This is a genomic window from Reichenbachiella sp. (assembly GCF_965233835.1).
In the GTDB taxonomy this organism is placed as follows: Bacteria; Bacteroidota; Bacteroidia; order Cytophagales; family Cyclobacteriaceae; genus Reichenbachiella.
This window is the reverse complement of record NZ_OZ247585.1, coordinates 773,631-798,904: the sequence shown is the minus strand read 5'-3', so window position 1 is coordinate 798,904 and position 25,274 is coordinate 773,631. Positions and strand designations below refer to the sequence as shown.

The 25,274-nt window shown below is 40.7% G+C and carries 17 protein-coding genes; 11 read left to right on the top strand and 6 right to left on the bottom strand.

Annotated elements, in window-relative coordinates; all coding sequences use genetic code 11:
• The first annotated feature begins 99 nt into the window (after positions 1-99).
• Positions 100-486 (top strand): hypothetical protein, encoded by a 387-nt coding sequence (locus tag ACO6S2_RS03370; protein ID WP_422361111.1) that lies wholly within the window; start codon positions 100-102, stop codon positions 484-486.
• A 107-nt stretch (positions 487-593) separates the two neighbouring features.
• A complete protein-coding gene (locus ACO6S2_RS03365) occupies positions 594-2,417 on the top strand; it encodes a tetratricopeptide repeat-containing sensor histidine kinase (RefSeq protein ID WP_422361110.1) in 1,824 nt (607 codons plus the stop codon).
• Between the two features lie 47 nt (positions 2,418-2,464).
• On the opposite strand, the gene ACO6S2_RS03360 is transcribed toward ACO6S2_RS03365, so the two are convergent.
• Positions 2,465-4,249 (bottom strand): glycoside hydrolase family 15 protein, encoded by a 1,785-nt coding sequence (locus ACO6S2_RS03360; protein ID WP_422361109.1) that lies wholly within the window; start codon positions 4,247-4,249, stop codon positions 2,465-2,467.
• A 171-nt stretch (positions 4,250-4,420) separates the two neighbouring features.
• Here ACO6S2_RS03360 and tpiA point away from each other — a divergent pair, with 171 nt between their 5' ends.
• The 4 genes from tpiA to ACO6S2_RS03340 all read left to right on the top strand — a co-directional run bounded on the left by tpiA (position 4,421) and on the right by ACO6S2_RS03340 (position 11,410).
• Positions 4,421-5,176, top strand: a complete 756-nt coding sequence (tpiA, locus tag ACO6S2_RS03355) for a triose-phosphate isomerase (RefSeq protein WP_422361108.1) — start codon at positions 4,421-4,423, stop codon at positions 5,174-5,176.
• Positions 5,177-5,203: 27 nt separating this feature from the next.
• Positions 5,204-5,542, top strand: a complete 339-nt coding sequence (locus tag ACO6S2_RS03350) for a DUF6150 family protein (protein ID WP_422361107.1) — start codon at positions 5,204-5,206, stop codon at positions 5,540-5,542.
• Positions 5,543-6,376, top strand: a complete 834-nt coding sequence (prmA, locus tag ACO6S2_RS03345; RefSeq protein WP_422361106.1) for a 50S ribosomal protein L11 methyltransferase — start codon at positions 5,543-5,545, stop codon at positions 6,374-6,376.
• Between the two features lie 63 nt (positions 6,377-6,439).
• The gene (locus ACO6S2_RS03340) at positions 6,440-11,410 is read left to right on the top strand and encodes a hypothetical protein (RefSeq protein ID WP_422361105.1); all 4,971 of its coding nucleotides are present in this window, start codon (positions 6,440-6,442) and stop codon (positions 11,408-11,410) included.
• A gap of 1 nt (position 11,411) precedes the next feature.
• On the opposite strand, the gene ACO6S2_RS03335 is transcribed toward ACO6S2_RS03340, so the two are convergent.
• The 3 genes from ACO6S2_RS03335 to ACO6S2_RS03325 all read right to left on the bottom strand — a co-directional run bounded on the left by ACO6S2_RS03335 (position 11,412) and on the right by ACO6S2_RS03325 (position 13,680).
• Positions 11,412-11,969 carry an EF-hand domain-containing protein gene (locus tag ACO6S2_RS03335; protein WP_422361104.1) on the bottom strand — a complete coding sequence of 186 codons (558 nt, stop codon included), beginning with the start codon at positions 11,967-11,969 and terminating at the stop codon, positions 11,412-11,414.
• Positions 11,970-11,981: 12 nt separating this feature from the next.
• Positions 11,982-12,578 carry a peroxiredoxin-like family protein gene (locus ACO6S2_RS03330; protein ID WP_422361103.1) on the bottom strand — a complete coding sequence of 199 codons (597 nt, stop codon included), beginning with the start codon at positions 12,576-12,578 and terminating at the stop codon, positions 11,982-11,984.
• Positions 12,579-12,660: 82 nt separating this feature from the next.
• Positions 12,661-13,680, bottom strand: a complete 1,020-nt coding sequence (locus ACO6S2_RS03325) for a hypothetical protein (protein ID WP_422361102.1) — start codon at positions 13,678-13,680, stop codon at positions 12,661-12,663.
• A 202-nt stretch (positions 13,681-13,882) separates the two neighbouring features.
• Between ACO6S2_RS03325 and ACO6S2_RS03320 the strand changes: the two genes are divergently transcribed.
• Entirely contained in the window at positions 13,883-14,455 is a 573-nt protein-coding gene (locus ACO6S2_RS03320) for a DNA-3-methyladenine glycosylase I (RefSeq protein ID WP_422361101.1), read from the top strand.
• A gap of 48 nt (positions 14,456-14,503) precedes the next feature.
• Positions 14,504-14,638 carry a hypothetical protein gene (locus ACO6S2_RS03315; protein ID WP_318169605.1) on the top strand — a complete coding sequence of 45 codons (135 nt, stop codon included), beginning with the start codon at positions 14,504-14,506 and terminating at the stop codon, positions 14,636-14,638.
• Between the two features lie 74 nt (positions 14,639-14,712).
• On the opposite strand, the gene ACO6S2_RS03310 is transcribed toward ACO6S2_RS03315, so the two are convergent.
• On the bottom strand, positions 14,713-17,088 hold the full coding sequence (locus ACO6S2_RS03310) for a GAF domain-containing protein (RefSeq protein WP_422361100.1): 2,376 nt from the start codon (positions 17,086-17,088) through the stop codon (positions 14,713-14,715).
• 160 nt (positions 17,089-17,248) lie between these two features.
• On the opposite strand from ACO6S2_RS03310, the gene ppk1 reads away from it, so the two are divergent.
• A complete protein-coding gene (gene ppk1, locus ACO6S2_RS03305; protein ID WP_422361099.1) occupies positions 17,249-19,345 on the top strand; it encodes a polyphosphate kinase 1 in 2,097 nt (698 codons plus the stop codon).
• A gap of 4 nt (positions 19,346-19,349) precedes the next feature.
• Here ppk1 and ACO6S2_RS03300 read toward each other — a convergent pair whose 3' ends face one another.
• A complete protein-coding gene (locus tag ACO6S2_RS03300; protein WP_422361098.1) occupies positions 19,350-20,573 on the bottom strand; it encodes a Pycsar system effector family protein in 1,224 nt (407 codons plus the stop codon).
• 132 nt (positions 20,574-20,705) lie between these two features.
• Between ACO6S2_RS03300 and ACO6S2_RS03295 the strand changes: the two genes are divergently transcribed.
• The gene (locus tag ACO6S2_RS03295; protein ID WP_422361097.1) at positions 20,706-21,602 is read left to right on the top strand and encodes an SdiA-regulated domain-containing protein; all 897 of its coding nucleotides are present in this window, start codon (positions 20,706-20,708) and stop codon (positions 21,600-21,602) included.
• Positions 21,602-25,261 carry a metallophosphoesterase gene (locus ACO6S2_RS03290; protein WP_422361096.1) on the top strand — a complete coding sequence of 1,220 codons (3,660 nt, stop codon included), beginning with the start codon at positions 21,602-21,604 and terminating at the stop codon, positions 25,259-25,261. The genes ACO6S2_RS03295 and ACO6S2_RS03290 overlap by 1 nt, the downstream gene beginning before the upstream one ends.
• Positions 25,262-25,274: the final 13 nt, after the last annotated feature.

Below are 25,274 nucleotides of genomic sequence, written 5' to 3'. Positions count from 1 at the left end.
TGAGTCGTGCGTTTTTCATCCACTTTGATTAATATTAGAGTTCCACCCGTTCTCAATTAATTTTATTTTTAACTTTATTAACACTTAACCATATTACTTATGGCAGACATTGATGTAACCTTGGTGGTAGACACGGATAATCTACCGGCCAACCCAACCGACTCTCCAGCTTCAGCTTGTTTACTTTACGACTCGGCTCTAGATCCTGATAGCGGGCCTAGCACAGGTTTTACCATTGGAGGAATTGTAGGTGACAATATCATTTTTCATATTGTAGCAAAAAACAATACTACACCTGTCTCTTTTAGCAGTTTTGCCTACGAGAGTGGGAATTCAGGCGTTCTAAGTACACTTCCAGCTTCATCTAACAACTGGGTCGGCGTAGTAGGAGGATCTAAGGGGGATTCTGAGGCGTTTTATATTAACTTTAATGCTAATGGGAACACTTATAAGTTAGATCCTGAAGTTGAAGTGGATGGGCCTTGATATATTTTAGAAAAACTTATATAATATTAATAGCCTGCTTTACAGTAGGCTATTTTTCAAATCGGGCTGAATGTCAAAATCAGCAGATTGTTGATAGTTTAGTTCTTTTGCTAAACAGCAAACAAGAATTCACAGATTCGGCAAAAGCTTTTCTAAATAACAAGATTGCCTTTTATTCTTCGAACTCCGACAACAAAATTCTTTTTGCCCAAAAATCATTGGAGTATTCTCAAAAAATAAAAGATGATAGGCAATCAGCTCTTAGCTATAGACATATTGGAGCTGCTCATAAGAGAAAGGGTAATTGGGTAAAGGCCATTGAATACTACTTATTAGCTGAAAAAATATATCGGAAAATAAGTTTAAGGTTAGGGACTGCCGTAGTATTCCTAGACTTAGGAGGACTCTATTCTAGGCAAAATAACTTTAGTAACTCTATAGAATATTATTTCAAAGCCATTGATATTTTAAGAGATGAAAATGACTCTATTAGGCTAGCAAGTGCTTTATTAAATACAGGTGAACTTTACAGAGTCAATAATAAATTTGATAGCGCCAATCTTTACTTTGAAGAGGCTAAAGTAATTTTTCAAAAGGCTAACTATAAATCAAGGATTGCTTATGCACTTGGTAATATTGGTTTGGTCAATGCTGCAACCGGAAATCATACTATTGCCGAAAAAAACATTTATGAGGCGATCTCTATACTTCAGGAGCTAGGTGACAGGTATCCCATCGCCGTTTACCAAACCTCTCTTGCTGAAATATATGCAGAACGTAACGACCTAAAAAGAGCTCTTAAATATGCCCATAGTGCCCTGAGAATCGGGGAAGAAGAAGGCCTAAAAGAACAAATAAGAGACGCCAGTCTCAAGCTCTCTGAGATCTACCAGGCCCAAGGTGACTATCGAAAAGCCTACGATTACCAGAGTCAATACATCACTTATCGTGACAGTATCAACAATGAAGAGGTGATCCGCAAGATGGCTGATCTGAGAACTGAATACGAAGTAGGCCAAAAGCAAGCTGAAATAGACCTGAAACAAACCGAAGTAGACCTGCTCAATGAGCAAGCCAGAAACAATCAAATTGTTCTTTGGAGTGTGATCGTGATTTTGGTACTGGTGCTTTGCTTGACCTATGCACTACTCAAAGTTTATAGGGTAAAAGTTCGCGCCGTAAGAATAGTAAGGCAAAGACGGCGAATCATCGCTGCACAAAGAGATCAGCTAGAAGATGTTAACCGTACAAAAGACAAATTCTTTTCTATCATCTCTCATGACATCCGAGGACCAATCAGCAATTTTCAAGGTGTGTCACAACTGATTCATTTACTGGTAGAAAGTAAGGATTACGATGCGCTACTCAAGTTGGGTAATATGCTGGATACTTCTACCAAAGAAGTGTCTTCGCTGCTCGACAACTTGCTGGAATGGGCCATGAGTCAGCAAGGTCGCATGCCCTACAAACCTGAAGAAATCAAACTCCATGAACTCTGCAATTCTAACTTGAGCATCATGGAAAATTTGGCTACAGCCAAACAAATTACACTGACCAAAAAAGTAAAAGAAAAAGTCAAAATCACCGCCGACAAAAACAGCGTCTCCACCATCATCAGAAACCTATTGAGCAATGCCATCAAGTTCACCCCTGAAGGAGGAACAGTAGACCTACAGCTCAACTATGATCTAAACATGGCAGTCATCACCGTTCAGGATTCGGGTATAGGTATCCCTAAAGAGAAGATGGCACATCTGTTCGACTTCCAAGGTGAGCGCAGCCGATGGGGTACCGGTGGTGAAAAAGGGGTAGGCCTTGGCCTTACGCTCATTCACGAGTTTGTAGAGCTCAACAAAGGCAAGATCGAGGTAGATAGCGAGGAAGGTAAAGGGACAACTTTTAGAGTATATCTTCCGATACTGCCGGAGTAGCCTTCAATCTCCCCAGCCCTCTTCTCCAAGAAGGAGTAGACTCTGCATTACCTAAAATCAGGCTTATCCAATTTTTTGGCAATTCTATGTGCAGCATTAAGCAATCCTACATGGCTATAGGCCTGGGGGAAATTACCCCACATACTTCCGTCCTTTTCGTTAACATCCTCGCTGAGTAAGCCCACATGATTGGAGTATCCAACCAAATTATCAAAGTACTCTACAGCCTCATCTACTCGGCCTACACAAGCCAATGCCTCCACATACCAGAAAGCACAAATCAAGAAAGTAGTCTCCGGCTCGCCAAAGTCGTCCTGGTGCTTGTATCGATAGAATAGTCCATTGGCAGCTTTCAAATCCTTCTCCATGGCTTTGAGGTGTTCTTTGGCTCTTTCAGAATTATTGTCCAGATAGCCCATGTTGATCAGCTGCAAGCAGCTGGCATCCATCCGGTCTGTACCAATCGCCTGACTGTATCCTTTTTTGCTGGCACTGTAGCACTCTTCTACTTTACCTTTTGCTATTTTGCCTAGCTTCTGAGCCAACTTGCCCATTTTTTCGTCTTTCAATACTACGGCGATTTTCTCCGCAGCCATACTACCCGCCCAATGAAATAAATAGGTATAGCAGTGGTGCTGGCTCAGGTTTCTGAACTCCCAAAGACCCGCATCAGTTTGCTCCATCGTCTTTTCTATCAGACCAAGTGTCTTGTGAATCAAATCCCCAGAGTCGTAGCGTTCAGTAAAAATGATTCGCTGATCATAGTAAAGCGGCAACAAAGACAACAACACCTGACCATAAACATCATTTTGAATATGCTCATACGCCTGGTTTCCTACTCGCACTGGTTGGTTTCCTCGATAACCTTTCAGTTTGGTTTCTATTTCTACCAAATCCTTCTCTCCACCAATACCGAACAGCGGTTGGTAACGATCGTTCTCCGCACTGGTGATGTTCATGATATAGTGAAAGTACTTTTCTAGCTCCTCAAAATGGCCAATGTTGTTGAAAGCATTGAGCGTATAAAACGTGTCACGCATCCAACAAAAACGATAATCCCAATTTCGAGTGGACCCTGGAGACTCCGGCAAACTTGTAGTAGTAGCGGCAACGATGGCACCCGTATCTTCAAACTGATGGATCTTTAGCGTAAGTGCCGAACGTATCGCTTCCTTCTGATAAAAATTGGCAATGCTGGCGGTTTTCACCCACTTGTGCCAGTAGTTCACCGTTCGGTTCAAAAATAGTTCCGAGGTTTCTTTTACATCCGCCTCCAATGGTGGCCCGAATGTAAGAACCAAATATTTGGTTTCATTCAGCACAAACTCCTGATCATTCATCAAATAACTCAAAGAGATATTGGTAGTCAGACGTACCTGCGACTCCAGCCCAATGTACCGGATGTGGTTGCTACCCATACTTCGTTCCGGACGAATATTGCCATAGTCACCCACAGGATCACATACTACTTTGATATTTGGATGTTCCGAAATAGGTTCAATTTTTCTGATGAGCATCAATGGCTTGTAGCTCCGCTCAAACTGTAAATATCTAGGTGCAAAGTCTGTAACTCTATATTTACCACTAGCACTGGTAATTTCCGTACAAAGCACATTGGTGTTTTCTAAATAGTACTGTCTCGAATCATAATTGCCTTCGGCAGGCAGCGCAGAAAACTCCCCACCCTTTTCATCATCAAGCATATTGCCAAAAATGAAACTGCTGTCGAATCTAGGCCAACACATCCAAGCGATGTTGGTATCTGTTTTGATGTGGGCGGTATATGCACAATTACCAATTACACCATAGTCATAGGTATGTCTTTTTTCCATTGGATCAGAAATTAAGGATTCAAGAAAGTTGTTTTGGATCGTGCGTTGTAAAGATTGAATATTATTCTGGCCAATTCAATCAATACGCTAAAATGATGAAATATTATCAATTAATGCCATAATTATTGCAACTTTGTTCAGCGAAAATTCACATTTATTAATAAACACACAATGAGAAAGAAAATAGTAGCGGGAAACTGGAAGATGAACAATGACCTGGCGGCCGGCAAAAAATTAGCACAGGAAGTGCTCGACAAAGCCACAGGAAACGAAGAAGCTCAAATCGTTCTGGGTACTCCATTTATTCATTTGACCAGCTTGGCGGAATCTGTAGTTGGAAAGAAAGGAATTGAAGTAGCTGCACAAAACTGTAGTGACAAAGCATCAGGTGCCTATACAGGAGAAACTTCAGCCGAGATGATCAAATCTACCGGCGTCAACTATGTGATCCTAGGGCATAGCGAAAGAAGAGAATATTTCAATGAAACCAACGCACAACTAGCGGCAAAATTGGATTTGGCTTTGGCCAATGGATTGACGCCCATCTTCTGCTGTGGAGAGCCTTTGGAAATCAGAGAAGCTGACACACAATATGACTACGTAAAACAGCAGCTAACTGAAAGCTTGTTTCACTTGTCAGCAGAAGACTTTGCTAAAATTGTAATCGCTTACGAACCAATTTGGGCGATTGGCACCGGTAAAACCGCAACATCAGCACAAGCACAAAAAATGCATGCAGAACTAAGGAGTCACCTGGCCAGTAAATTTGGACAAGAAGCTGCAGATGCCTGTCCTATCCTTTATGGTGGTAGCTGTAAACCTTCAAATGCTCAGGAAATCTTTGAAGGCGCAGATGTAGATGGTGGACTAATCGGTGGAGCATCTCTTAATGCAGATGACTTCTTAGCCATCGTCAACTCATTCTAAAAGTGAATTAAGCAACATTTTCCCGTTATGATTTCATTTATTGTTTCGCTGTTGATATGGAGCTGGAGTGATATCCCTATTACCACAGCTCAAATTGACCCTTGTGAAATTTACGGTAAGGTTTATATCGAAACTAATCCCCGATTCGCACACTTTCGGGTTTATGAGGATGAATCCGAAGCTTTTGCAGACATCATCGTCTTCGAAGAAGAAAATTCTTTGTTTGCCGATGAGGTAGGTCACTGGTCTTTTGTGGAAGACCGAGATTTTGCTGATGTTTACATATACTTTGAAAAAGACCGAAACATGGCGGACTTTTCGGTGTACTATACCGAATATGCTTCCTTTGCCGGCTGCAATAGATAAATGACCTTTACCAAAATAATATTCCAAACTAACCAAGAATTCTCAGAAATCCTTACTGCAGAATTAGCCGAAATGGGCTTTGATACTTTTGAAGAAACTGAAAAAGGGATTGACGCCTATATTCTTACCGAACGATACTCTAGTCGAGCGATTAGTGAAATGGTTGACAAGTATAAATCTTTGGCCTCTATCGAGTACAAAGTAGAAACCATTGAAAAGGAAAACTGGAATGAAGAGTGGGAAAAAAACTACGATCCAATTGCTGTAGATACCAGGTGTAGAGTAAGGGCAACATTTCATGAACCTGATGATTCTTACGATCATGAAATTGTAATCACTCCCAAAATGTCCTTTGGTACAGGTCACCATGCGACTACACAGGGCATATTAGAGCTTCAACTCGATAGTGACTTTGCAAATAAGTCCGTACTCGACGTGGGTTCTGGTACGGGCATTTTAGCCATCATGGCTGCTAAACTCGGCGCCAACTATGTTGAGGCAACAGACATCGACCAGTGGTGTGTAGAGAATGGCTTGGAAAATTTTCAGCTCAACGGCCTTCAAAATATTGATTATCATAAAGGTGCAATCAGCACACTCCAACTCAACAAGCCGAAATATGATGTGGTCATTGCCAACATCAACAAAAATGTGCTTTTAGAAGAAATGTCTTATTATGCTGGTCTACTTGACAAGGGAGGCCAATTGTTTCTCAGTGGGTTTTATGAAGAAGACATCCCTGATGTAAAAAATAGCACAGATTCTTATAATCTTTTGCTAGAAAAATCAGTTATTAAGGATAACTGGACGGCGCTGATGTTCAGTAAATACTGATAAAGCCCTTAGCATATCGCCATCGGTTTACTATCTTTAGCCGTTGATTCAGAATAGCATTGAATGGTCTGGCATAGGCGTATATATTTTCTACTTTTTTTTACCCTTTTTACAGGATTAGCGCAAGCACAATACTTCAGATTTTCATCTGAGCCAGACCAGTTTGTGGAAGATGTAGTGAGTAATATTTCAGGCATCGGTACGGAGCCCGCAGAAAAAGTGTCTTACGACTTTCGTAATGTCTGGACCTCACAACTGACAGACGATCAAAAAGCCTCAATCATTGAGCTCTGTCGTAAAATGGAAGACCGTAGATTTGGCACTCGCCCTTATCACGAATACTTCTTCAGCCTGATCACTTATGCTTTGACGCAAGAAAGCACCAGTACGGATCAGATGTCTGAAATTTTAAACATCTGTCATTACGCTGTGGATCACTTTGGCAAGGACGAGGTTTCAGAATTCTTCAAATCCCTCACTTTCTTTTTCGCACGAGGTGCACTTTACCATTCTCATTACAACAAGTTATCTACTACGGGTGGCTCATACAAAGTGGTCCTACTCGAGGAAACATTGCCAGAGCCGGAACCTGAAGAGTCAGAAGAAATAGTTGAAGAGGAATTTATCTCTGAGGAAGAGATTGAAGAAACTCAAGAAGAAGAATATGCGGAGGAAGACACAGGTTCAGATGATTGGGGCTCAGACGACGGATGGGGAAGCGATGACAGCTGGGGCTCTGATGATGGATGGGGAAGTGATGATAGTTTCGGCAGCGATGACAGTTTCGGAAGTGATGATAGTTTTGGGAGCGAAGAAGTAGCAGAAGAATCCTTTGAAGAAGAAAAAAAACCACTAGTGCTGGAGCGTCAGACTTTTTCCCTCGAAAAAGTAGATCATGTAGCCGAAATGCAGAACAATGATGTGGACCCCATACTGGCCGGCCCTGCTTTAGAGTTAACTGGGATTGATTTTAAAATCTCAACACCTTACGATACTTTATCCATCACCAATGCATCAGGTACTTTCCTTATTAAGGATCAGGTTTTTGTAGGCAAGTCCGGAGAGATAGATTGGCCAAATGATCTCCGAGGCACTGATGGAGCTGTGGTGAGTTTGGAGGGGTATTCTTTCAATGTCAGAATACCAAGACTCAGAACATCCAGAGCAAAATTGAAGTACCCAGAATTGTTCAGTGGAGAAGCACCAGGAGCCTTCTCTTTCAAAAGCGGAAAGCGACTGGCGCATGAAGAAAAGCTATTCCCTCAATTCATTTCTCATTACTCAGATTTAGAATTGACCCTACCAGACAAACACTTAAAGTACAAAGGTGGCTTTGCTATGAAGGGAGCGAGAAAGTTCGGTACTTCGGTTTCAAAAAACCCTTCTGTAGTAGAAGGAACAGGCAAAGGAAGGTCCTTCAAGGTAGAAGCCGAAGAATACACTTTTAAAGACTCCCTCATTCTATCAAACAAAGCCTCATTTGTGTTGCATCACGGTGAAGATTCCATTTACCACCATGTGGTTCGTTTCGATTATGATCAAGCCATATCCAAACTCACTTTGCTCAAGGATCGGGGTGCATACAAAAACACCTACTATTACTCTTCATTCTTCAAGTTAGAATTTAAAGCTGACATGCTTCAATGGATGCTCGAGTCGGACAGTATTAACATTTCAATCTTAAATGCCAAAAATCGAGTGCCTGCTTTATTCGAATCGGAGGAGTATTTCAACCCGCTCAGGTACAAAAAAATGACCGGCATGTATGAGTTCCATCCTTTGCGTGCAGTTGTGGAATTTGCCCGATTAGTTCAGAGCTCCGAATATAACTTGCTCGAAATGCAGGAACACTTTGGCCTTAAGCCAGAACTTGCCAGATCAGCCATGATCTTCTTAAAGCAAAACAATTACATCTTATTTGATGAGGAAAACCAACAAATTCAAGTGCTTAGAAAGGCTTTCCATTATGTTATGGCCTATACACGTCAGAAAGACTTTGATAACATTCTGATTTCTTCACTTAACCCTCCAGGTGCAAATGCAACATTGAACTTTGAAACGGGCGAAATGGAAGTTCAGGGAGTGAGTAAAATTGTAGTCACGCCCGATGAAGATGTGCGTATTACACCAGACTCCAGCAGGATCACGTTGCTTCAAGACAAAAACATGAAATTTAGCGGAGGCGTGAATGCTGGTGACTTTAGCTATCAGGGCAAAGAGTTTTTCTTTAATTATGATGAGTATCTCATTGAAATGCCAGTGATCGACTCTATGAGAATACAGGTGGATTTTCATGATGGGGAAGATCAAGAAAAAACTTCATTGAGCAATCACCTGACCCAAACTTCAGGCACCCTGTACATCAACCACCCAAAGAACAAAGCGGGGGTAAGAAATTTTGCCCAGTATCCTTTCTTTGTGTCAGACTCTGAGGCTATTGTGTACTTTGATGGTCCGGATATTCTGGATGGAGCTTATGATAAGTCCATCTACTTTGTGGTTCCTCCATTTGAAATGGATAGTATCAATAGAGATGACCCGGATGGCATTGCTTTTAAAGGGACTTTCATGACAGGAGGAATTATACCTCCTATCGAAGAAAATCTGGTGATCATGCCCGATAGATCTTTAGGCTTTGAACACATCATTCCTGCAGAAGGGTATCCACTATACAAAGGGGAAGGTGTTTTATACGATAGCTTGACTCTAAGTGCAGATGGATTGCGAGCAGATGGACGTATTGACTATCGAACCACTACTGTGAATTCCGATGATTTTATATTCTATATGGATTCTGTATCTGCTGTTGGCCAGGAAGGAGTCATTCGTGAAGGCAAAATGGACCAAGCATCTTACCCAGAGGCTGTATTGACGGATTATAAAATGCTATGGAAACCGCTTAAGGACAGCATGTATATTGCCAACAGAAACGAGCCTTTCCAATTTTATAACTCTACTGCCTCATTGGATGGAAAGGCGAATATCACAGCGGGAGGAGTCTATGGTTCTGGTACAATGCTGTCTAGAGGATCAAAATCGATTTCTGATGAATTCCATTTTAGTCAAACCGAATATTCTGGAAGGCATGCAGAGTTTGAAATTCTAACAGACAACCCAGAAAAACCTGCGATGAAAGGTGATGACATTGCCCTTAATTTCGACTTGTTCGAAAACATAGCCACCGTTCGGCCCGAGCAGGAAGGTGTAGCTGCCATTAGTTTCCCATATGCACAAATGAAGACCTCTATTACAGAAGCTACCTGGTATTTGGATTCAGACCGGATTGCGATGGTAAAGCCGGAGGAAGTAGATATCATGTCCTCCTACTTTTACACTACACGTGAGGAGCTAGATTCTCTGGCCTTCAATGCTACCAACGCTATCTATGACATCAACACTTACGAGCTCAACGTTCAAGGCATTCCATACATCAAAGTAGCCGACGCAGAAATTACTCCGGACAACAATGAAACGACCATTTATGAAAATGCCGTCCTTAGAACTTTTGAAAACGCCAAGTTGAAGATCGATACACTCAATGGCTATCACAATTTGTTTGATGGCAATATCACAATTATATCAAGTAAAAAATTTGAAGGTCATGCCACTTACGAATTGGTTAATGCTGCGCAAGATACTTTTGCTATCAAATTCGACAGCTTCGAGCTCAAAGGCTTTCAGGTAGGAAGAAATGAATATGATAGCATGACCGTTTCTGGTGGAACGGTTTTAGAATCTCAAAAACTACAACCCTCCCCTGGTTTTTTCTTTACAGGTGATGTCACCATGTATGCCGACAGAAAAAACTTAGAAATGGAAGGTGAGGTCCGACCCAATATTACCAGCTTAGGTGAGTTTGATTATTGGATCAACTACAACGTACCTGAAGGTCAAGATGAGGTTATCATTGATGTGGATACAGCGACCACGACCACTGGACAGCCTATAGTAGCTGGTCTTCTGTATAACAGCGTTACCTATGATGTTTACATGGCCTATGTCCATGATAAGATTCGACCGGCTGATGAATATATTTTTAAAGCAGGTGGGCTTTTGACTTATACGGACTCTCTGTCTGAGTTCAGGATTGAAGACCCTGCCAAGACCTCTAACGAGTCCTATGCTGGTAGAAGTTTTATATATAATGACAAGACACAAGAACTCCTTTTTGAAGGATCAGTCAATCTGATCAAAAATATTCCCGAATTTGCCTTGGAAGCCACTGCTTTAGGCTTTGCCAAGCCTGATTCCAACACTTATTTTATGGATGCTATGTTGGCCTTCGACATGAAATTGCACCCTACAGTGATCACAGCCATGACAGCCGACATTACAGATGTAGTCGCTCAGGTAGGCCCGGAAGCAGCACATGGCAATAGCATCGAAGTCATGTACAAATTGGCGGATATGATTGGTGACCCAGCAACCAAAAACTACGAAAACAATTCCATGAACGAGTATACGGCCTTGTCAGAAAGTTCGCCAAGAGTCACCAAAACACTTTTCATTTCTAATGTTAATCTTTCCTGGTCTCACAGACATCGTGCTTTTTACAACACATCGAAACTTGGTCTGTCTCATATTTTACAAACAGACATCAATGCGCTATCTGATGGATTTTTGGAAATTAAAAAATCGGATGATGGTGACAATATTGTACACCTATTTCTACAAATAGCTCCATCAACTTGGTATTTCTTTAGCTATGAACACGGTCGTCTCATGATGTTTTCTTCAAACACCGATTTCAACAACTTCGTCAGTGAAAACTCAACAGTTGCTAGTACGGGATTGGGAGAATACACCACAGTACTAGGTGATGAATTTGAAGTACTAAAGTTCGTTAATGACTTTAGAAATAGATATTACGGCATCAACGAAGCTTATAGCTTAGAATATCCAGAAGAAACTCATCTGGAAGAAGACAGCTACGAAACCATTGAAGAAGGTACAGATCCTCTACAGGAAGAGCCTGTCGAGGAGGATTACAATACGTTTGAGGAATTAGACGAGGACGAAGACGACGGGTTCTAATTTAAACTCTGCTTTCCTCCCATCCTCCGAACAACCAGTTGCCCGCAGCATTAGGATTATCGCTTCGCATAAATTGATCCACAGATCGGATCATTTCTTCTTTTGACAAGCGGCCATCTTGATTGGTGTCCAAGTTTCTAAAGGCCTTTGGCGCGAAACGTACCTCTATTCGCATGCCAATAAAAAGGTCTATGTATTCCGTTTGAGATATGTAACCATCATCATTGATGTCGAACATCTTGAATATAGTAGTCACAAAATTATTCAAGTACTGTTTGTAGGTGTCTAGATTCTTAGGGTCTAGCAACACAGTCATAAACTGCAACCACTGCTGTTCAGTACCCTGACCATTTTCTACATAGGGAACTAACTTTTCCCAGATACCATTTGTCATAGCCATAACAACTTCATATTCGGGAGTATCCAGATCAATATCTCGAATGATAGCTAGGTTTTCGCCAATGGCTTCAAAATCATCAGCTTCGATTGATCCATTTTTGTCAAAATCAAGGATATTGAAAAAATGACTTAGTTTTTTTATTTGTAGTGGTGTTAGCATAATACCTCAAACTTATAGATTCTGTAAGATTTTACCTACGGTTGCTCTCTTCTTATAATCAGGATCGAAGAAAGCATATAATATTTTTTTGTCTTGACCTATGATGTATGTAGCAGGCACAGGTAAATTGGGGCCATTATCTCCGTTAGCTGCATCCAAGTCAATTCCCCATTTTTTATACTTTTTCAGCAACGCCTCTTCCATCTTGAAAGCCACGTGATAGGTATTCATGATAGATAAATCCTTGTCATGAATGATTTTGAAGGAAGCTCCGGTTTTATCTACTGTCTTGGCAATGCTCTCAGGTTTTTCTGGTGTAACAGCTACCACTATCCCCCCTTTTTCAACAATAAAGTTGAGAGAGTCTTCCATTTGAGAAAGTTGCTTATTGCAATGAGGGCACCAAAAACCCCTGTAGAACATAAGAACCACTGGTCCTTTTTCTAAAGCCTCATAAAGTTCAAATGATTTTCCGTTTTGATCAACACCCTTAAAGTTGAGCGCTTCTTCACCCTCATTGAGTTGAAACGGTGCCTCTTGAGCCATCACCTGCGGCGAAAGCCAACAAGCAAATATCAATACAGCCCAACTAAATATCTTTCCAATCATCTACACTTATTTGTTTAGGCTAATATAGCCTTTAATACGTTTCATTAGCAAATTTCAGGATGAATTGAACGCTTGAGGCTGATTACTGAACCTTTAAAATATCTTTCATATGGAAGATGAAGTTTTGCAAAGCCTGTTCCCAGGTCAGATCCGCATCCCACCGAGAGCCCAAGTAGGCATCCTGCGTGTATACGTGCTTGACATAGTATTTGTAAACCACAGCATCCACGGGCAAAGTGTTAAGCGTACTTCCAGCGCGAATAGTTACATAGTCCGTTTCATAAGGATCAATCTCATAGTTCAGCATCTCTTTTAAGGTTTTGCCTGAGCCATGCACAGTCAATAGTACAAACTGATGCCCTTGATTGTAAATATCCACATCCGAAGAGGTCTCCGAAAATTCATAACTCAACGGGTAATCCAACATGATTTCTTCCAACCTTTTGTTCTTGCGGTCGACTTCTGTGTTATAAGCTGATATTTTGCTCAGTGCATCAGCATTAAGTGAAGTACTATCCTCCATTTCATATTTTTGGAATTTGGGAACAACCAATTTGTCAACCTTTAGATCCATTGCATAAGTAGGTATTCTCTTACCTTTGAGAATTTTTGCATCCGTGAAAAACTCTGGGATGTCCGGAATCAAATAATTTTCTCTTTCCATTTCAGCTCTGATGACGTCCTTTCTCATTTCAGTCAGAAGCACATCCAAATCAGGGCCTTCAGTCTGCCAGGCCTTTTGTCTTTCGGATATAAATGAAGGCTTGTCATTAAAACCACTAATGGATATACGATAGGACTCCACACCTGCATCATTGGAAGGTGATTGTTCGAGCACGATGATGTATTTTATCTCGCGACGCTCCATTTCCTTAGCAAAAGACTCATTGGCGTCTGGACTCGCAAACATGTCATCCAAATAATAGTAAGCCACCGCATCTATTTTCATTCTCTTAAAGGCCCGGTGCACTTTTTCAGAAAGCCCCTTCCAATCAGCTCTTAGATTTGGATTCTTTTTTGATCTGGGGACAGAAACCAATACAACAGACTTTCTTGAAAGTAAATATTTGGGCAAATGAGGCTGGATATCGAGGCTTTTCATATCTAGCCATTGTTCGCCACTAGGCTGCGCGCATAGACCACTGCCAAATGTGAACAGGATAAGCATAAAAAAAAGATAAACAATCAGAGGTTTGGCGTGCGTTTGCAATGGACAATTTTACTTTTCTAATGAAAAATCAACGTTGAAAATTAGCCAAATTGGTGCACAACCCCGTATTTTTATTTGAATTAATCCGTACGATATGAGCAAAACCAAATGTGAGTGGGCTCTTGGGCATTTTGAAGCCTATGAACAGTACCATGATGAAGAATGGGGAGTCCCTACCCATGACGACCAAGTGCATTTCGAATTTATGATATTAGAAAGTGCTCAAGCTGGGCTGAGCTGGAGTACCGTTCTTAAAAAAAGAGAAGGATATCGAGCCGCTTTCGGGAATTTTGATGCCAACAAAGTAGCAAAATTCAATGAAGAAAATATTCAGTCGCTTATATCCAATCCAGCCATTATCCGAAACCAACAGAAAATCCGAGCTGCAGTAAATAATGCCGTCAAGTTTCTTGAAGTTCAAAAAGAATTTGGTTCCTTCTCAAAATACATCTGGTCTTTTGTTAACGACAAGACCATTGTAGGCCACTGGCCAAACAAGGATCAAGTACCAGCTACCAGCCCGGAGTCTGATGCACTGAGCAAAGATCTGAAAAAAAGAGGATTCAAATTTGTAGGTAGTACGATCATGTATGCACACATGCAAGCAACTGGTCTCATCAACGACCACACAACTGACTGCTATAGATACAAGGAACTTTTGAGTTGATTGTATTCTTACTTAACTTCGCCATGTTAATTAAAAAGAACCAAGATTATGTTTAATCCAGCAGTTACTTCAGGAGTTGATTTGTTTGTAAATATTGTGATCGTGTTGGCAAGTTTTGCCGCAGCGGTTTCTTTCATCGACTTCAGAAACACAAACAAGAAAGAAGAGAAAGAGGCCAAATAATAGAAGAGGCCTACTAGAAGATATTTTCCCACGCTTCGCTCCCGATGCTCATCTGGATCGAAGCGTGGGATTTTTTATGCTACTTCTAGTAATTTCCTGACCTCATCCATTATAGACGCAGAACCCGTATTCACTGCTATCCTGAGTGCTTTCAAACCACTCACACCCTGCAGTTCTTCCAATTCCAATTGCTCGACCTTTTCAGTGAGCAGCTCCTTACTTTTCAAGTATTCGATATACTTCAAGTATTCTTCGGCATCCTTGTCTTGAGAATAAATGATAGCAATCTTACCCGGTTGTGTAATTCTCTCTTCTGTATCTTTTACTAAGGCTTTATCTATTCGTTTCTTGGTTATCTCATATCGAATGTTGTAAGCACCATCCACATCAAACTTCTTTTCCTCTTGTCTAAATCGAATAGACAATGGATTGGAATGTACTAAAATGAGATGTGTAGTTTCTAATGGCATGGATAAGTCATTAACCATAGTTGCCGTTCGATTGGCAATTTCTGCTGTAACTACCAACTGCCATAGTCTTAAATTTCTAAGATAAACCTCATCAAACTTTAAGTGTTCAACCATAGAGGCTCCTATGTAAATATTGTGCTCGACGCCATCAGTCTTATATTTTTCAAAGTAATGTGGAAACATCTTCTGAGCTGACTTCTCTTCCTCATCCAAAATACTTCCAATGGTATCATTGATGGCCGTCAAACTATCTTCAAAATGCTTTCTATGCTCGTAAACCACACCAAGAGTAGGGTCTAATGCCTCCCAATAAGCCTTAGAAAACTCGCCATCACCCACATGATTGGCTTCCATATTTTTGATTATTGGCTCGACCTCTTTCTGTAAAAATTCCAAGATTACAGACTCATCCCCTGTTACTAGTTTGCTCTTGATTTTTTTTCTGAAATTATCCAAACGGAAAATCGTCTCGTCCAAAATTGGCAGATTGGTCATCTCCATCGCTCTTCCAAGGACTTCTCTCGCCAACTGAAGTTGACGATTGAGGTCTTTATAAATGCACTGATGTCTTTCGACAGAAGAGTTTCTAATGTCTGAGGCTGCATATAGAGGGTACACATCATTAAAAACAATTTGTGGCGCGACTGTGCTTTTCTTCTCGGCCATTTGATCCAGCATCTGATGAGCCGCATCGTTAAACTTCCATTCAACTGTAGGATGAATCGAAGTATATTTTTCTTTGATCAGGTTCTGAATCGTGTTCTCCAGCTCTTCCGAGCTTCGTTTTACCGCAATCGCAAATAGTGGCAACACCTCTTTCATTTTGGTCAATGTCAAGGCATTCAAATCTCCTTTATTAGGCGAAGCCAACTCCAACAGCCCGACAAATTCATCATTATAGAACAACGGATTGAGAATCAGGTTTTGAACTCCGCAGTCCTGAAGTGCTTCGGATTGTGGTTTCAATGGCATACAACACTCCGACATGTCTTCTACTACCATTGGCTCTGCTTGATTAGCAAATCTATCAAGCAAATTTGCTGTGGCATGTGGGCATTCTAACTTGTCATGATTTCCAATTAAAATGCTTCTTCTCGTATTCCTACCAAAATTGAAAAACCTGTTTTTGCTTTTTTGATATGCTGATATACCTAATCGCAGATCTGAGAGCTGAAGCAAGGATCTAAACTTCTGTTCTAAATCATCAAAGCTGTTTTCCTCGGTAATACTATTTTTTTCAAGCAGATTTTCTTTCATTCTAGAAAGTACCTGATCCTTGGTCACCTCTGTCAATTTGAATATGATCAATCCTTGAAATTCAAAAAGATCGGTTGGCAGTTTTTCCATCCATACATCGACATCTTCTATGTGATCTGTAAGGTATTTCAGGTCTTCTTCTGTCAGCTCAGGCAAATCACCATTCAGAACAATCTCGCAGAATTTCGGATTGATTTCAATTTTAAAATATCGTTTTAACCCAGTACGCTGATCGGATAGGGTATATATAATGTCTTTATTTAGTTCAATCGTCAACCCATAGTATGTCTGCATAATGGCAAAGTAGGCAGCCATGGTTTTGTGCAGCATAATCTGCGCCATTTCCTCAGGATCCAATAAAGCCTCATACGAGCCGGCTTGAGCCATCAAGTCCTTATAGCCCTTGGTTGAATGGACATCTTGCTTTTTGAACGGGGCCATGGCCGACACCATTTCCTCCTCTTCTGTAAATGGAGAGAAAATAGCAGTCATCAAGAGGTCAACTGTTTCTCTATGGGTATCAAGAACCTCTAGATCTTCAATAGGGGCAAGTAACTCCGGCACCTGACTTACTCGGTCCATTACCTCCTTGGCCGTAGATGCCAAGTGAGAATTCGAGTCATTGATTCGCATCCCCCAATAGCCAATCAAATTGGCTAGACTCAATTTACATTCAAATGGGAATTCGAGTCCCATATCACACTGGTCAAGTTCTGCGTCCATAGTTATTGTTAAAAGCCTTTATTTGCGAACGTGGACGCCTATTTTTTAGTTTCATTTGTATGAAAATACATTTCAAAAATATTTAACAGAGATATCACAGGCATCTCAAGGGAATTGAAGCCCGTATGACTTATATTTCTTTCTCAATTGGAAAAAGGCATTGAAAGCAAATCAGAATACCGAACAAGAAAAACAGGAAGTAGTAAACACCTATTTCAATAGGGATCTAAGTTGGCTGACTTTCAATTATCGTGTCCTACAAGAAGCACAGAGTAGTGAAGTGCCTCTCTTTGAAAGACTTCGTTTTCTGGCCATCTATTCTTCAAATCAAGATGAGTTTTTCAGAGTGCGAGTAGCCAATATTCGTCGGTTGGTAGAAATTGATAAAAAGAAAATCAATAAAGCACTGGACATCCACCCAACTGTTTTGCTAGACAAGATACATGACCGTATTCAAGTTCAGCTGGATGAATATGGCAACACACTTCGAAATCATGTGCTGAAGGAGCTAGAAAAAAACGGTATATTCATTTTATCTCCAGAACAACTGAATGAAGATCAGCGTGCGACCTGTCTCTATTATTTTAAAACCAAAGTGCTTTCTTTCTTGCAGCCCTACCTTTTTGAATTAGCAATTAGAGAGCCTTTTTTAAACAATAGGGAATTGTATTTTGCGCTCAAGTTGAGAAGCAAATACTCACAGGGAATTAAGTTCGCATTTCTCAATATTCCATCGAACAGATTACCTCGGTTCTTTAAGGTGCCCTCTCCAAACTTTCAATTTCACTACATCTTCCTAGACGATATAGTTGCCATGCATTTAGACTTTGTTTTCCCAGACTATGAGGTGTTGGAATGCAAGAGTATCAAAATGAATAAAGATGCAGATCTAAATATAGAGGATGAATTCAGTGGTGATCTGGTAGAAAAAATTCAGAAGCAGATTCAGAAGAGAAATTTGGGTGTTCCTTCTCGTTTTCTATACGACAGAACCATGTCTCCCGAACTATTGGAGAATTTTCAGGATGTTTTTCATCTGTCTGAAGATGACTTGGTATCAGGTGGCAGGTATCACAGTCTTTTCGATTTTATGGATTTTCCAAACCCTGTGGGCCACTCCTTGGAGTTTGAAACTCAGGAACCTTTAAGAAACCATAAAATCGACCGTCACAGATCCATATTCACGGCCATAGACGAGTCGGATCAAATGCTGCATTTTCCATACCACAGCTACAATTATATTCTTCAGTTTTTTAATCAGGCGGCTATAGACCCTCATGTCGCTGAAATCAAAGTTGCCTTCTACAGAATGGCTTCCGATTCGCTCATTGGGAATGCGCTGATATCGGCTGCCAAGAATGGTAAAAAAGTGACTGTTTTCATTGAACTCAAAGCGCGTTTCGATGAAGAAAATAACTTGCTCTGGGCGGAAAAAATGCAAAAAGAAGGTATACGGATAATATACAGTATTCCAGGATTGAAGGTACACGCCAAAGTGGCTTTGGTAAAAAAGAAAACAGATGACGGGTCGAATAAAATCTATTGCTTCTTTGGTACTGGCAACCTCAATGAAAAAACTGCAAGTATCTACTGCGACCATGGTTTACTTACTTGCCATGGCAAAATGGGTCAAGAACTGGATGAGCTATTCAAATACCTTTACAAAAGAAAACAACCCAAGCCATTCAAACATTTGCTGGTTTCACAATTCAACATTGTGGATGAATTTAACAAACTGATTCAACGGGAAGTGGATTATGTCAAAAAAGGGAAGGAAGGAAAGATCATTATCAAGCTGAACAACATCGAAGAGCGCGGTATGATTGATAAATTGTATGAAGCCAGTCGCGCCGGTGTCAAAGTTGAAATGATTGTGAGAAGTATCTGTTGTTTGATTCCTGGAGTTGAAGACATGAGCGAAAACATTACCATTCGCAGAATAGTTGGCCGATATCTGGAACACGCACGAGTTTTTTGGTTCAACAATGGAGGTAAAGATGAGTTGTTTATGGGCTCTGCAGACTGGATGAAAAGAAATCTAAAAAGCAGGGTGGAAGTAACCTTCCCTATTTATGATGAACATGTGAAACAAGAAGTAAAGGAAATATTGAACCTTCAGCTTCAAGACAATACCAAGGCTGTCATGCTCGATGAAAATCTAAAAAACATAAAAATCGAGCGTAGTAAGGGAGAGAAGCTTTACAACGCCCAGGTAGATACCTATGCCATGGTGAAGAAATGGGAGCAGATTTCTTGATTCCTTAATACATATACTGATTCTTAAAGAAGACCTCGGCGATAATAAAGGAGAGTACGGCAACGACAAAGCCAAACATGAATACGGTATAGGCTACTCGTAGTCTTTTGTATTTTTTCCCAAGCACAGCTCCCAGATAGTAGATATCCTTAATCAAACTACCATACAAATATTTACTATCCTTCATCAGCTCATTCATGCCCCATTCATACTCCTCTAGGCTCATGTTATGAAAATTGCCAAAAAACAGGAGATTTGTCTTTTGATTCATAATATCACTTTGTGTGAACTTGCCTTTAGAAATGTTTGGTCTGGTCGCTAAAATGCTCAGGACAATGGTCACCAAACAGATGACCGTCATGATCAATGTTGGGATAATAAAGTGAGGGTACTCTTCCAGCTTTCTGATCAGCACTGAAATAATAATAGACAAAATGATCGAATTGATTGAGATCATAATGTTGGCCTTATTATCAGCCATAGCACTCAGATCCAAATGGTTTTTGGATGTAGTTCGAAACATCGTTTCTATTCCACGAGTCGGCTTGTTGTCTTTGGCGGTGGCCTTTTCTAGTTTCTTTTCGAGGCTGGCAATTTTTTTCTTTAGGTCGGCATTACGCTCCCTTTTCCCTGCTGCAATTTGCTCCTTTAGACTCGCCAGATTCTTTTGCTTCCCTTCTTCAAAGTTCTTTTGGGCATACTCAGTGAAGTAGCTATGTCCACTCAAGAAATCAGCATTAATCTTTCTCCAAGATGAGTTCTTAAACTCCTCTTCCTTAAGGTCCTCCCACTCCTTTCGAAGTAACTTAGCCCTTGGTTCAAACTGATCTGTGGAGAGGTGATATAAATCTGCATCGCACAATACAGCCTCCACATGATTCAACGGTCGCTGGGGCATCATCGTAGCCATGATACAGCCTTCTACTTGAGCAATTCGATCGGAAGGGAAATCGTGCTTTTCTAAAAATTCTCTAGCAATTTCAGCACTTCTTTTTTCGTGACAATCACAATCATCTACATGGCCCAAGTCATGAAACCATGCCGCAATCTCTGCTGTCTCTTTTTCTTCTGTGCTTAACCCTTCCCCTTTGGCAATTAACCCCACTGCTCTAACCACTTCCTTAGTGTGAACCAGGTCATGATATACGAAGTGTTCAGGCAAGTCTTTCTTCAAAGAAGAACTGACATAAGCTTCCACCTGTGATAAGACTGAGGTACTAGTTGCCATTAATTTTTTTGGTTTAACCACAAATTAACAAAAATGAGATGAAACAAATTCCTTACATATGGTGTAACATACCAAACGCATTTCATAATTTTAGTGTTAAGCTAAAAAAGCACTCAATATAATCGAGAACTCATGCCAAAAGCAAAATTCTTCCTATTGGTTTGCTGGACCTTTACTTTCGGCTGTCAATACAACTCTCGCCCTACAGCAGAAGCACTTTTTCATCAAACACCCAACGGCTTTGACAATTACAATTTAAAAAAACCGGATGCCAAATACTTTCTCCCGTATGTTTTGGAAGAGATTTCTGGTATGACCTATTACAAGCCTGGTGTAATAGCGTGCGTTCAGGACGAAGATGGCAAAGTTTTTTTCTACAATCACAAAACAAGGAAAGTAGAAAATACAGTCAGATTCGCTGACTCAGGCGACTATGAGGGTATCGCTAATGACGGAGAGAAGATCTATGTCGCAGAAAGCAACGGACACATTTACAAGTTTGAACCCAAAACGGATGGAAAAGTCAAGAAACTAAAGAAATATAAAACTGACCTAAAGAAAAACAATGATGTAGAAGGAATAGCCTATGATCCCAATACTAACAAGTTGCTTGTGGCGTGTAAAGGTGATGCTGGTCTTAAGGACAAAAAGAAAAAAGGAAAATCCGTCTATTATTTTGATTTGGACAAAAAGGAAATCAAGAAAAACGCGGCTTTCAATATTTCTAAAAATGATGTCAAAGAATTTCTGGAGAAATACAAAGACTTCGAATATGAGGTAAAGAGAATCAACTTCAAGCCTTCAGGAATTGCTGTGCATCCTATCAATGGGCACATTTACTTGATCGCTTCGATCGGAAAACTAATGATCATTACGGATCGCAAAGGAAAAATTAAAGCCACCGTTCCATTGGATCCCCGATTGCTGGGTCAACCGGAAGGCATTTGTTTCGCTCCAAATGGAGACTTGTTTATCTCCAGCGAAGGACAGGGAGACAAAGGTTATATTTTAAAGTTTAACATGAACTGATGCTTAGATCAATCACATTATTTGTAATCCTAGGTCTTGTCCTTCATTTTGCCAAAGCTCAATCTCCACATACCAATCATCGGGTTTTTTTAATTGGAGATGCCGGAGAACCCTCCTTAGCCAAAGCAAATCTCTCGCTTTTAAGAGATCAACTTACTTCCGCAGGAAAAGAAGCTACCCTTGTATTCTTAGGAGACAATATCTATCCCAAAGGATTACCACCGAAAGACCACCCGCATAGAAAAGAAGCAGAAGAAAAACTCAGGTTACAATTCGATATCACAAAAAATTTTGAAGGTAAAACGATTGTGATCCCAGGCAACCATGACTGGGCTAAAGGGCAAAAAGAGGGTTGGAATCATGTGAACCAACAGGAAAAGTTTGTAAAGAAATACTTCGATAGCAAAAAAGTGTTTTACCCAAAAAACGGTGAACCAGGCCCCGAAGAAATCAAACTTACTGATGGTTTGTATCTGATTGTTTTTGATATGCAATGGATTCTTCACGCTTGGGAAAAACCATTGGAAAGCGACCCTCTTAATAAAACAGAACCTTCAGATGTGCTTGTTGATATTTCATCTTTACTCGAAAAGCATAAAAACGACCATGTTATATTGGCATCTCACCATCCCCTGTACAGCTACGGACCACATGGAGGTAAGTATCCCTTGAAATCACACCTATTTCCTCTGACTGAAGTGAATGATAATTTGTACATTCCACTTCCAGTTATTGGATCAATCTATCCAGGCTATAGAGCTACCGCGGGTTCCATACAAGACATCCCCCATCCGGAGTACAAAGCCATTCGAAATTCACTTGAAGAACTGCTCAAACAATATCCGAATGCAATCTATGCCGCCGGACATGAGCATTCACTTCAACATATCAAAAAAGATGGAGTCAATTATATAGTCAGTGGTTCAGGGTCGAAAACTACTTATCTAAAAGAAAATGGTCAGTATTTGAGTTTTGGGAAATCGACGGTTGGGTTTGGTGAAGTCTCTTACAGCGACAACCAAGTTTCATTGAATTTTTGGTCTCCCAATGAACAGGGAAATAAAGATGCCATTTACTCGACCGATCTTTATGAATACAAACATCTGGCTGACCCCAATGCCAATTACCCAAGGTATGACTTTAAAGAAACCATGAAAACGGCTCCGGCCTCTTTACAATATCAAGCCTCAAAAGGCAAACGTAAGTGGATGGGGTCGAACTATAGAGATATTTGGAGTTTGCCTGTAGAAGCCCCAATTTTTAATATATCAGAAGAAAAAGGAGGATTGGAAGTCATCAAACGAGGAGGTGGCATGCAAACCAACTCGCTCCGACTCGAGGCCAAAGACGGAAAACAATACGTTTTGCGCTCGGTAGAGAAATATGCCCACAAAGCACTCCCCCATGTGCTGCAAGAAACGTTTGCTGTTGGTGTAGTGCAAGATCAAATTAGTTCCAGTCATCCCTATGCTGCCTATGTGATTCCACCGTTGGCTGAAGCCGTAGGCATTTATCATACGAATCCACGACTGGTCTATGTACCGGACGATGGCGCATTTGGTGAGTACAGAGAAGTTTTAGCCAATGAGCTAGCGCTTTTCGAAGAGCGACCGAGCAGAGATTGGTCTGACGCCAAATTTTTCGGCTACTCGGATGATTTGATCGGTTCTCCAGATGTTCAAGAAGAACTTTTGGACGACAATGACAATAGTGTAGATCAGCAATTTGTTCTGCGCAACAGACTGTTTGATATGGTCATTGGCGACTGGGATCGACATGAAGACCAGTGGCGTTGGGCTTCTTTCGATAAAGGCAAAGGCAAAATGTACCGTCCAATACCAAGAGATCGGGATCAAACATTTTTCATGAATGAAGGCATCCTACCAAAAATTGCGAGTAGAAGATGGGCGATGGCCAAAATAGAAGGATTTAATGAAGAAGTACGATGGTCTCCTGGCTTCAATTTCAATGCTCGTTTTTTTGATCGGATTTTTATGAATGAGCCAGACCGGGCTGACTGGCAAAACATGATACAGTTGATCCAAGATAGCCTGACGGACGAGTCTATTGAAAAGGCGATTAATCTCTGGCCAGAAAACGTTTTTGCCCTGACTGGCGAAAAAACGATCCAAACGTTGAAAGCTAGAAGAGATAATCTGCAAGACTATGGAATGGAGTTTTATGAGAGTTTGGCAAAAAATGTGAACGTCACAGGCACAGATAAAAAAGAACTTTTCTTAATTGAAAATTTGAACAAAGACGAGGTTAAAGTCACCGTCCACAAAATCTCAAAAAAGGGCCGGAAAGAGCAAATTCTGTATCAGAGGACTTTTTATGCAAATGAAACCAAAGAGGTCAGAATTTACGGTATGGGCAATGATGATCACTTCAAAGTGTCGGGTAACACAAAAAGCAAAATCAAGATAAGAGTAATCGGAGGAAAAGGTGAAGATGAATATTTCGACTATTCTACCAAAGCCGCAAAAAATGTCCTTGTCTATGATCGTAAACGTTCATCACTTATAGCTACTGAAGGCTATAGTTTTAAATCCCGATTGAGTAAAAACCCCACGATAAACGACTACAATAAGTATGAATTTAAGTACGATGTCTTGCTACCACTCATTTATGGGTCGTATAACCGAGACGACGGGGTTTTCCTGGGCGGAGGCTTTCAATACACTCAGCATGGTTGGCGTAAGGAACCCTTTGCGTCACGTCATCGAGTTTTGGCAGATGTCGCCGTTGCTACAGGGGCTTTCAATATCGAATACAAAGGAGAATACTCCAACGTATTGGGCAATTGGAATTTGGAAACTGTGATTGATATTCAAAAACCAGTAGTAAACAACTTCTTTGGAATAGGCAATGAGTCCGTCTATGATGTAGGTCAAGGCATTGATTATTATCGACTGAGAGTAGAGGACAACTCGTACTATCTTGCCATATACAACGAAATAGGCAACACTGGAAAGTTCTTGTTTGGTGTCCACCATAAGACTATAGAAATTGATGAGCGAGAAAACACATACATCACCTCACCAGGATTTAGTGAATTTCCAACAGATGATTTGTTCAATGACATAAGACATTATGGTGGCCTATACACTACGTTAGAATTTGACACACGTGATGAAAAGCTACTCCCAACCAGAGGCCTCTACTGGGAGAACGAAGTCTCGAGTTATCAAGGCCTAAGTAAGAACACCAATGACTTCACTCATTTGCATTCTAATTTGGCGCTTTATTATAGCTTTCAATTTCCGGCCATCGTGACTTTGGCCTCTCGAACGGGGTACGCGCACAACTTTGGAGAATTTGTCCATGATGAATTTTATAATGCCAACACATTAGGAGGAAGAAGTAATCTTCGAGGGTATAGAAAAACTCGATTTTATGGACGAACTACATTTTATCAAAATGTTGATATGCGTATCAAATTATTAGATTTCTCTTCCATACTGTTTCCAGGGAAATTTGGTATACATGGATTCTACGATGTAGGTAGAGTTTGGACATCCACTCCTTCGGATCTTTGGCATCGGTCAGCAGGTTTTGGACTATGGGTCGCTCCTCTGAGCAAGGCAGCTGCTTCATTGTCCTATGCTTTCTCTCCCGAAGAGAATTTGATATCATTTGATTTTGGGTTTTTCTTTTAGAATGCATCGCTAG

What these genes read in the sequence shown, in the direction of transcription:
- ACO6S2_RS03370 (WP_422361111.1), top strand. Translation starts at nt 100, where the DNA reads ATGGCAGACATTGATGTAACCTTGGTGGTAGACACGGATAATCTACCG.
- ACO6S2_RS03360 (WP_422361109.1), bottom strand. Translation starts at nt 4,249, where the DNA reads ATGGAAAAAAGACATACCTATGACTATGGTGTAATTGGTAATTGTGCA.
- tpiA (WP_422361108.1), top strand. Translation starts at nt 4,421, where the DNA reads ATGAGAAAGAAAATAGTAGCGGGAAACTGGAAGATGAACAATGACCTG.
- ACO6S2_RS03350 (WP_422361107.1), top strand. Translation starts at nt 5,204, where the DNA reads ATGATTTCATTTATTGTTTCGCTGTTGATATGGAGCTGGAGTGATATC.
- prmA (WP_422361106.1), top strand. Translation starts at nt 5,543, where the DNA reads ATGACCTTTACCAAAATAATATTCCAAACTAACCAAGAATTCTCAGAA.
- ACO6S2_RS03340 (WP_422361105.1), top strand. Translation starts at nt 6,440, where the DNA reads ATGGTCTGGCATAGGCGTATATATTTTCTACTTTTTTTTACCCTTTTT.
- ACO6S2_RS03335 (WP_422361104.1), bottom strand. Translation starts at nt 11,969, where the DNA reads ATGCTAACACCACTACAAATAAAAAAACTAAGTCATTTTTTCAATATC.
- ACO6S2_RS03330 (WP_422361103.1), bottom strand. Translation starts at nt 12,578, where the DNA reads ATGATTGGAAAGATATTTAGTTGGGCTGTATTGATATTTGCTTGTTGG.
- ACO6S2_RS03325 (WP_422361102.1), bottom strand. Translation starts at nt 13,680, where the DNA reads ATGAAAAGCCTCGATATCCAGCCTCATTTGCCCAAATATTTACTTTCA.
- ACO6S2_RS03320 (WP_422361101.1), top strand. Translation starts at nt 13,883, where the DNA reads ATGAGCAAAACCAAATGTGAGTGGGCTCTTGGGCATTTTGAAGCCTAT.
- ACO6S2_RS03315 (WP_318169605.1), top strand. Translation starts at nt 14,504, where the DNA reads ATGTTTAATCCAGCAGTTACTTCAGGAGTTGATTTGTTTGTAAATATT.
- ACO6S2_RS03310 (WP_422361100.1), bottom strand. Translation starts at nt 17,088, where the DNA reads ATGGACGCAGAACTTGACCAGTGTGATATGGGACTCGAATTCCCATTT.
- ACO6S2_RS03300 (WP_422361098.1), bottom strand. Translation starts at nt 20,573, where the DNA reads ATGGCAACTAGTACCTCAGTCTTATCACAGGTGGAAGCTTATGTCAGT.
- ACO6S2_RS03295 (WP_422361097.1), top strand. Translation starts at nt 20,706, where the DNA reads ATGCCAAAAGCAAAATTCTTCCTATTGGTTTGCTGGACCTTTACTTTC.
- ACO6S2_RS03290 (WP_422361096.1), top strand. Translation starts at nt 21,602, where the DNA reads ATGCTTAGATCAATCACATTATTTGTAATCCTAGGTCTTGTCCTTCAT.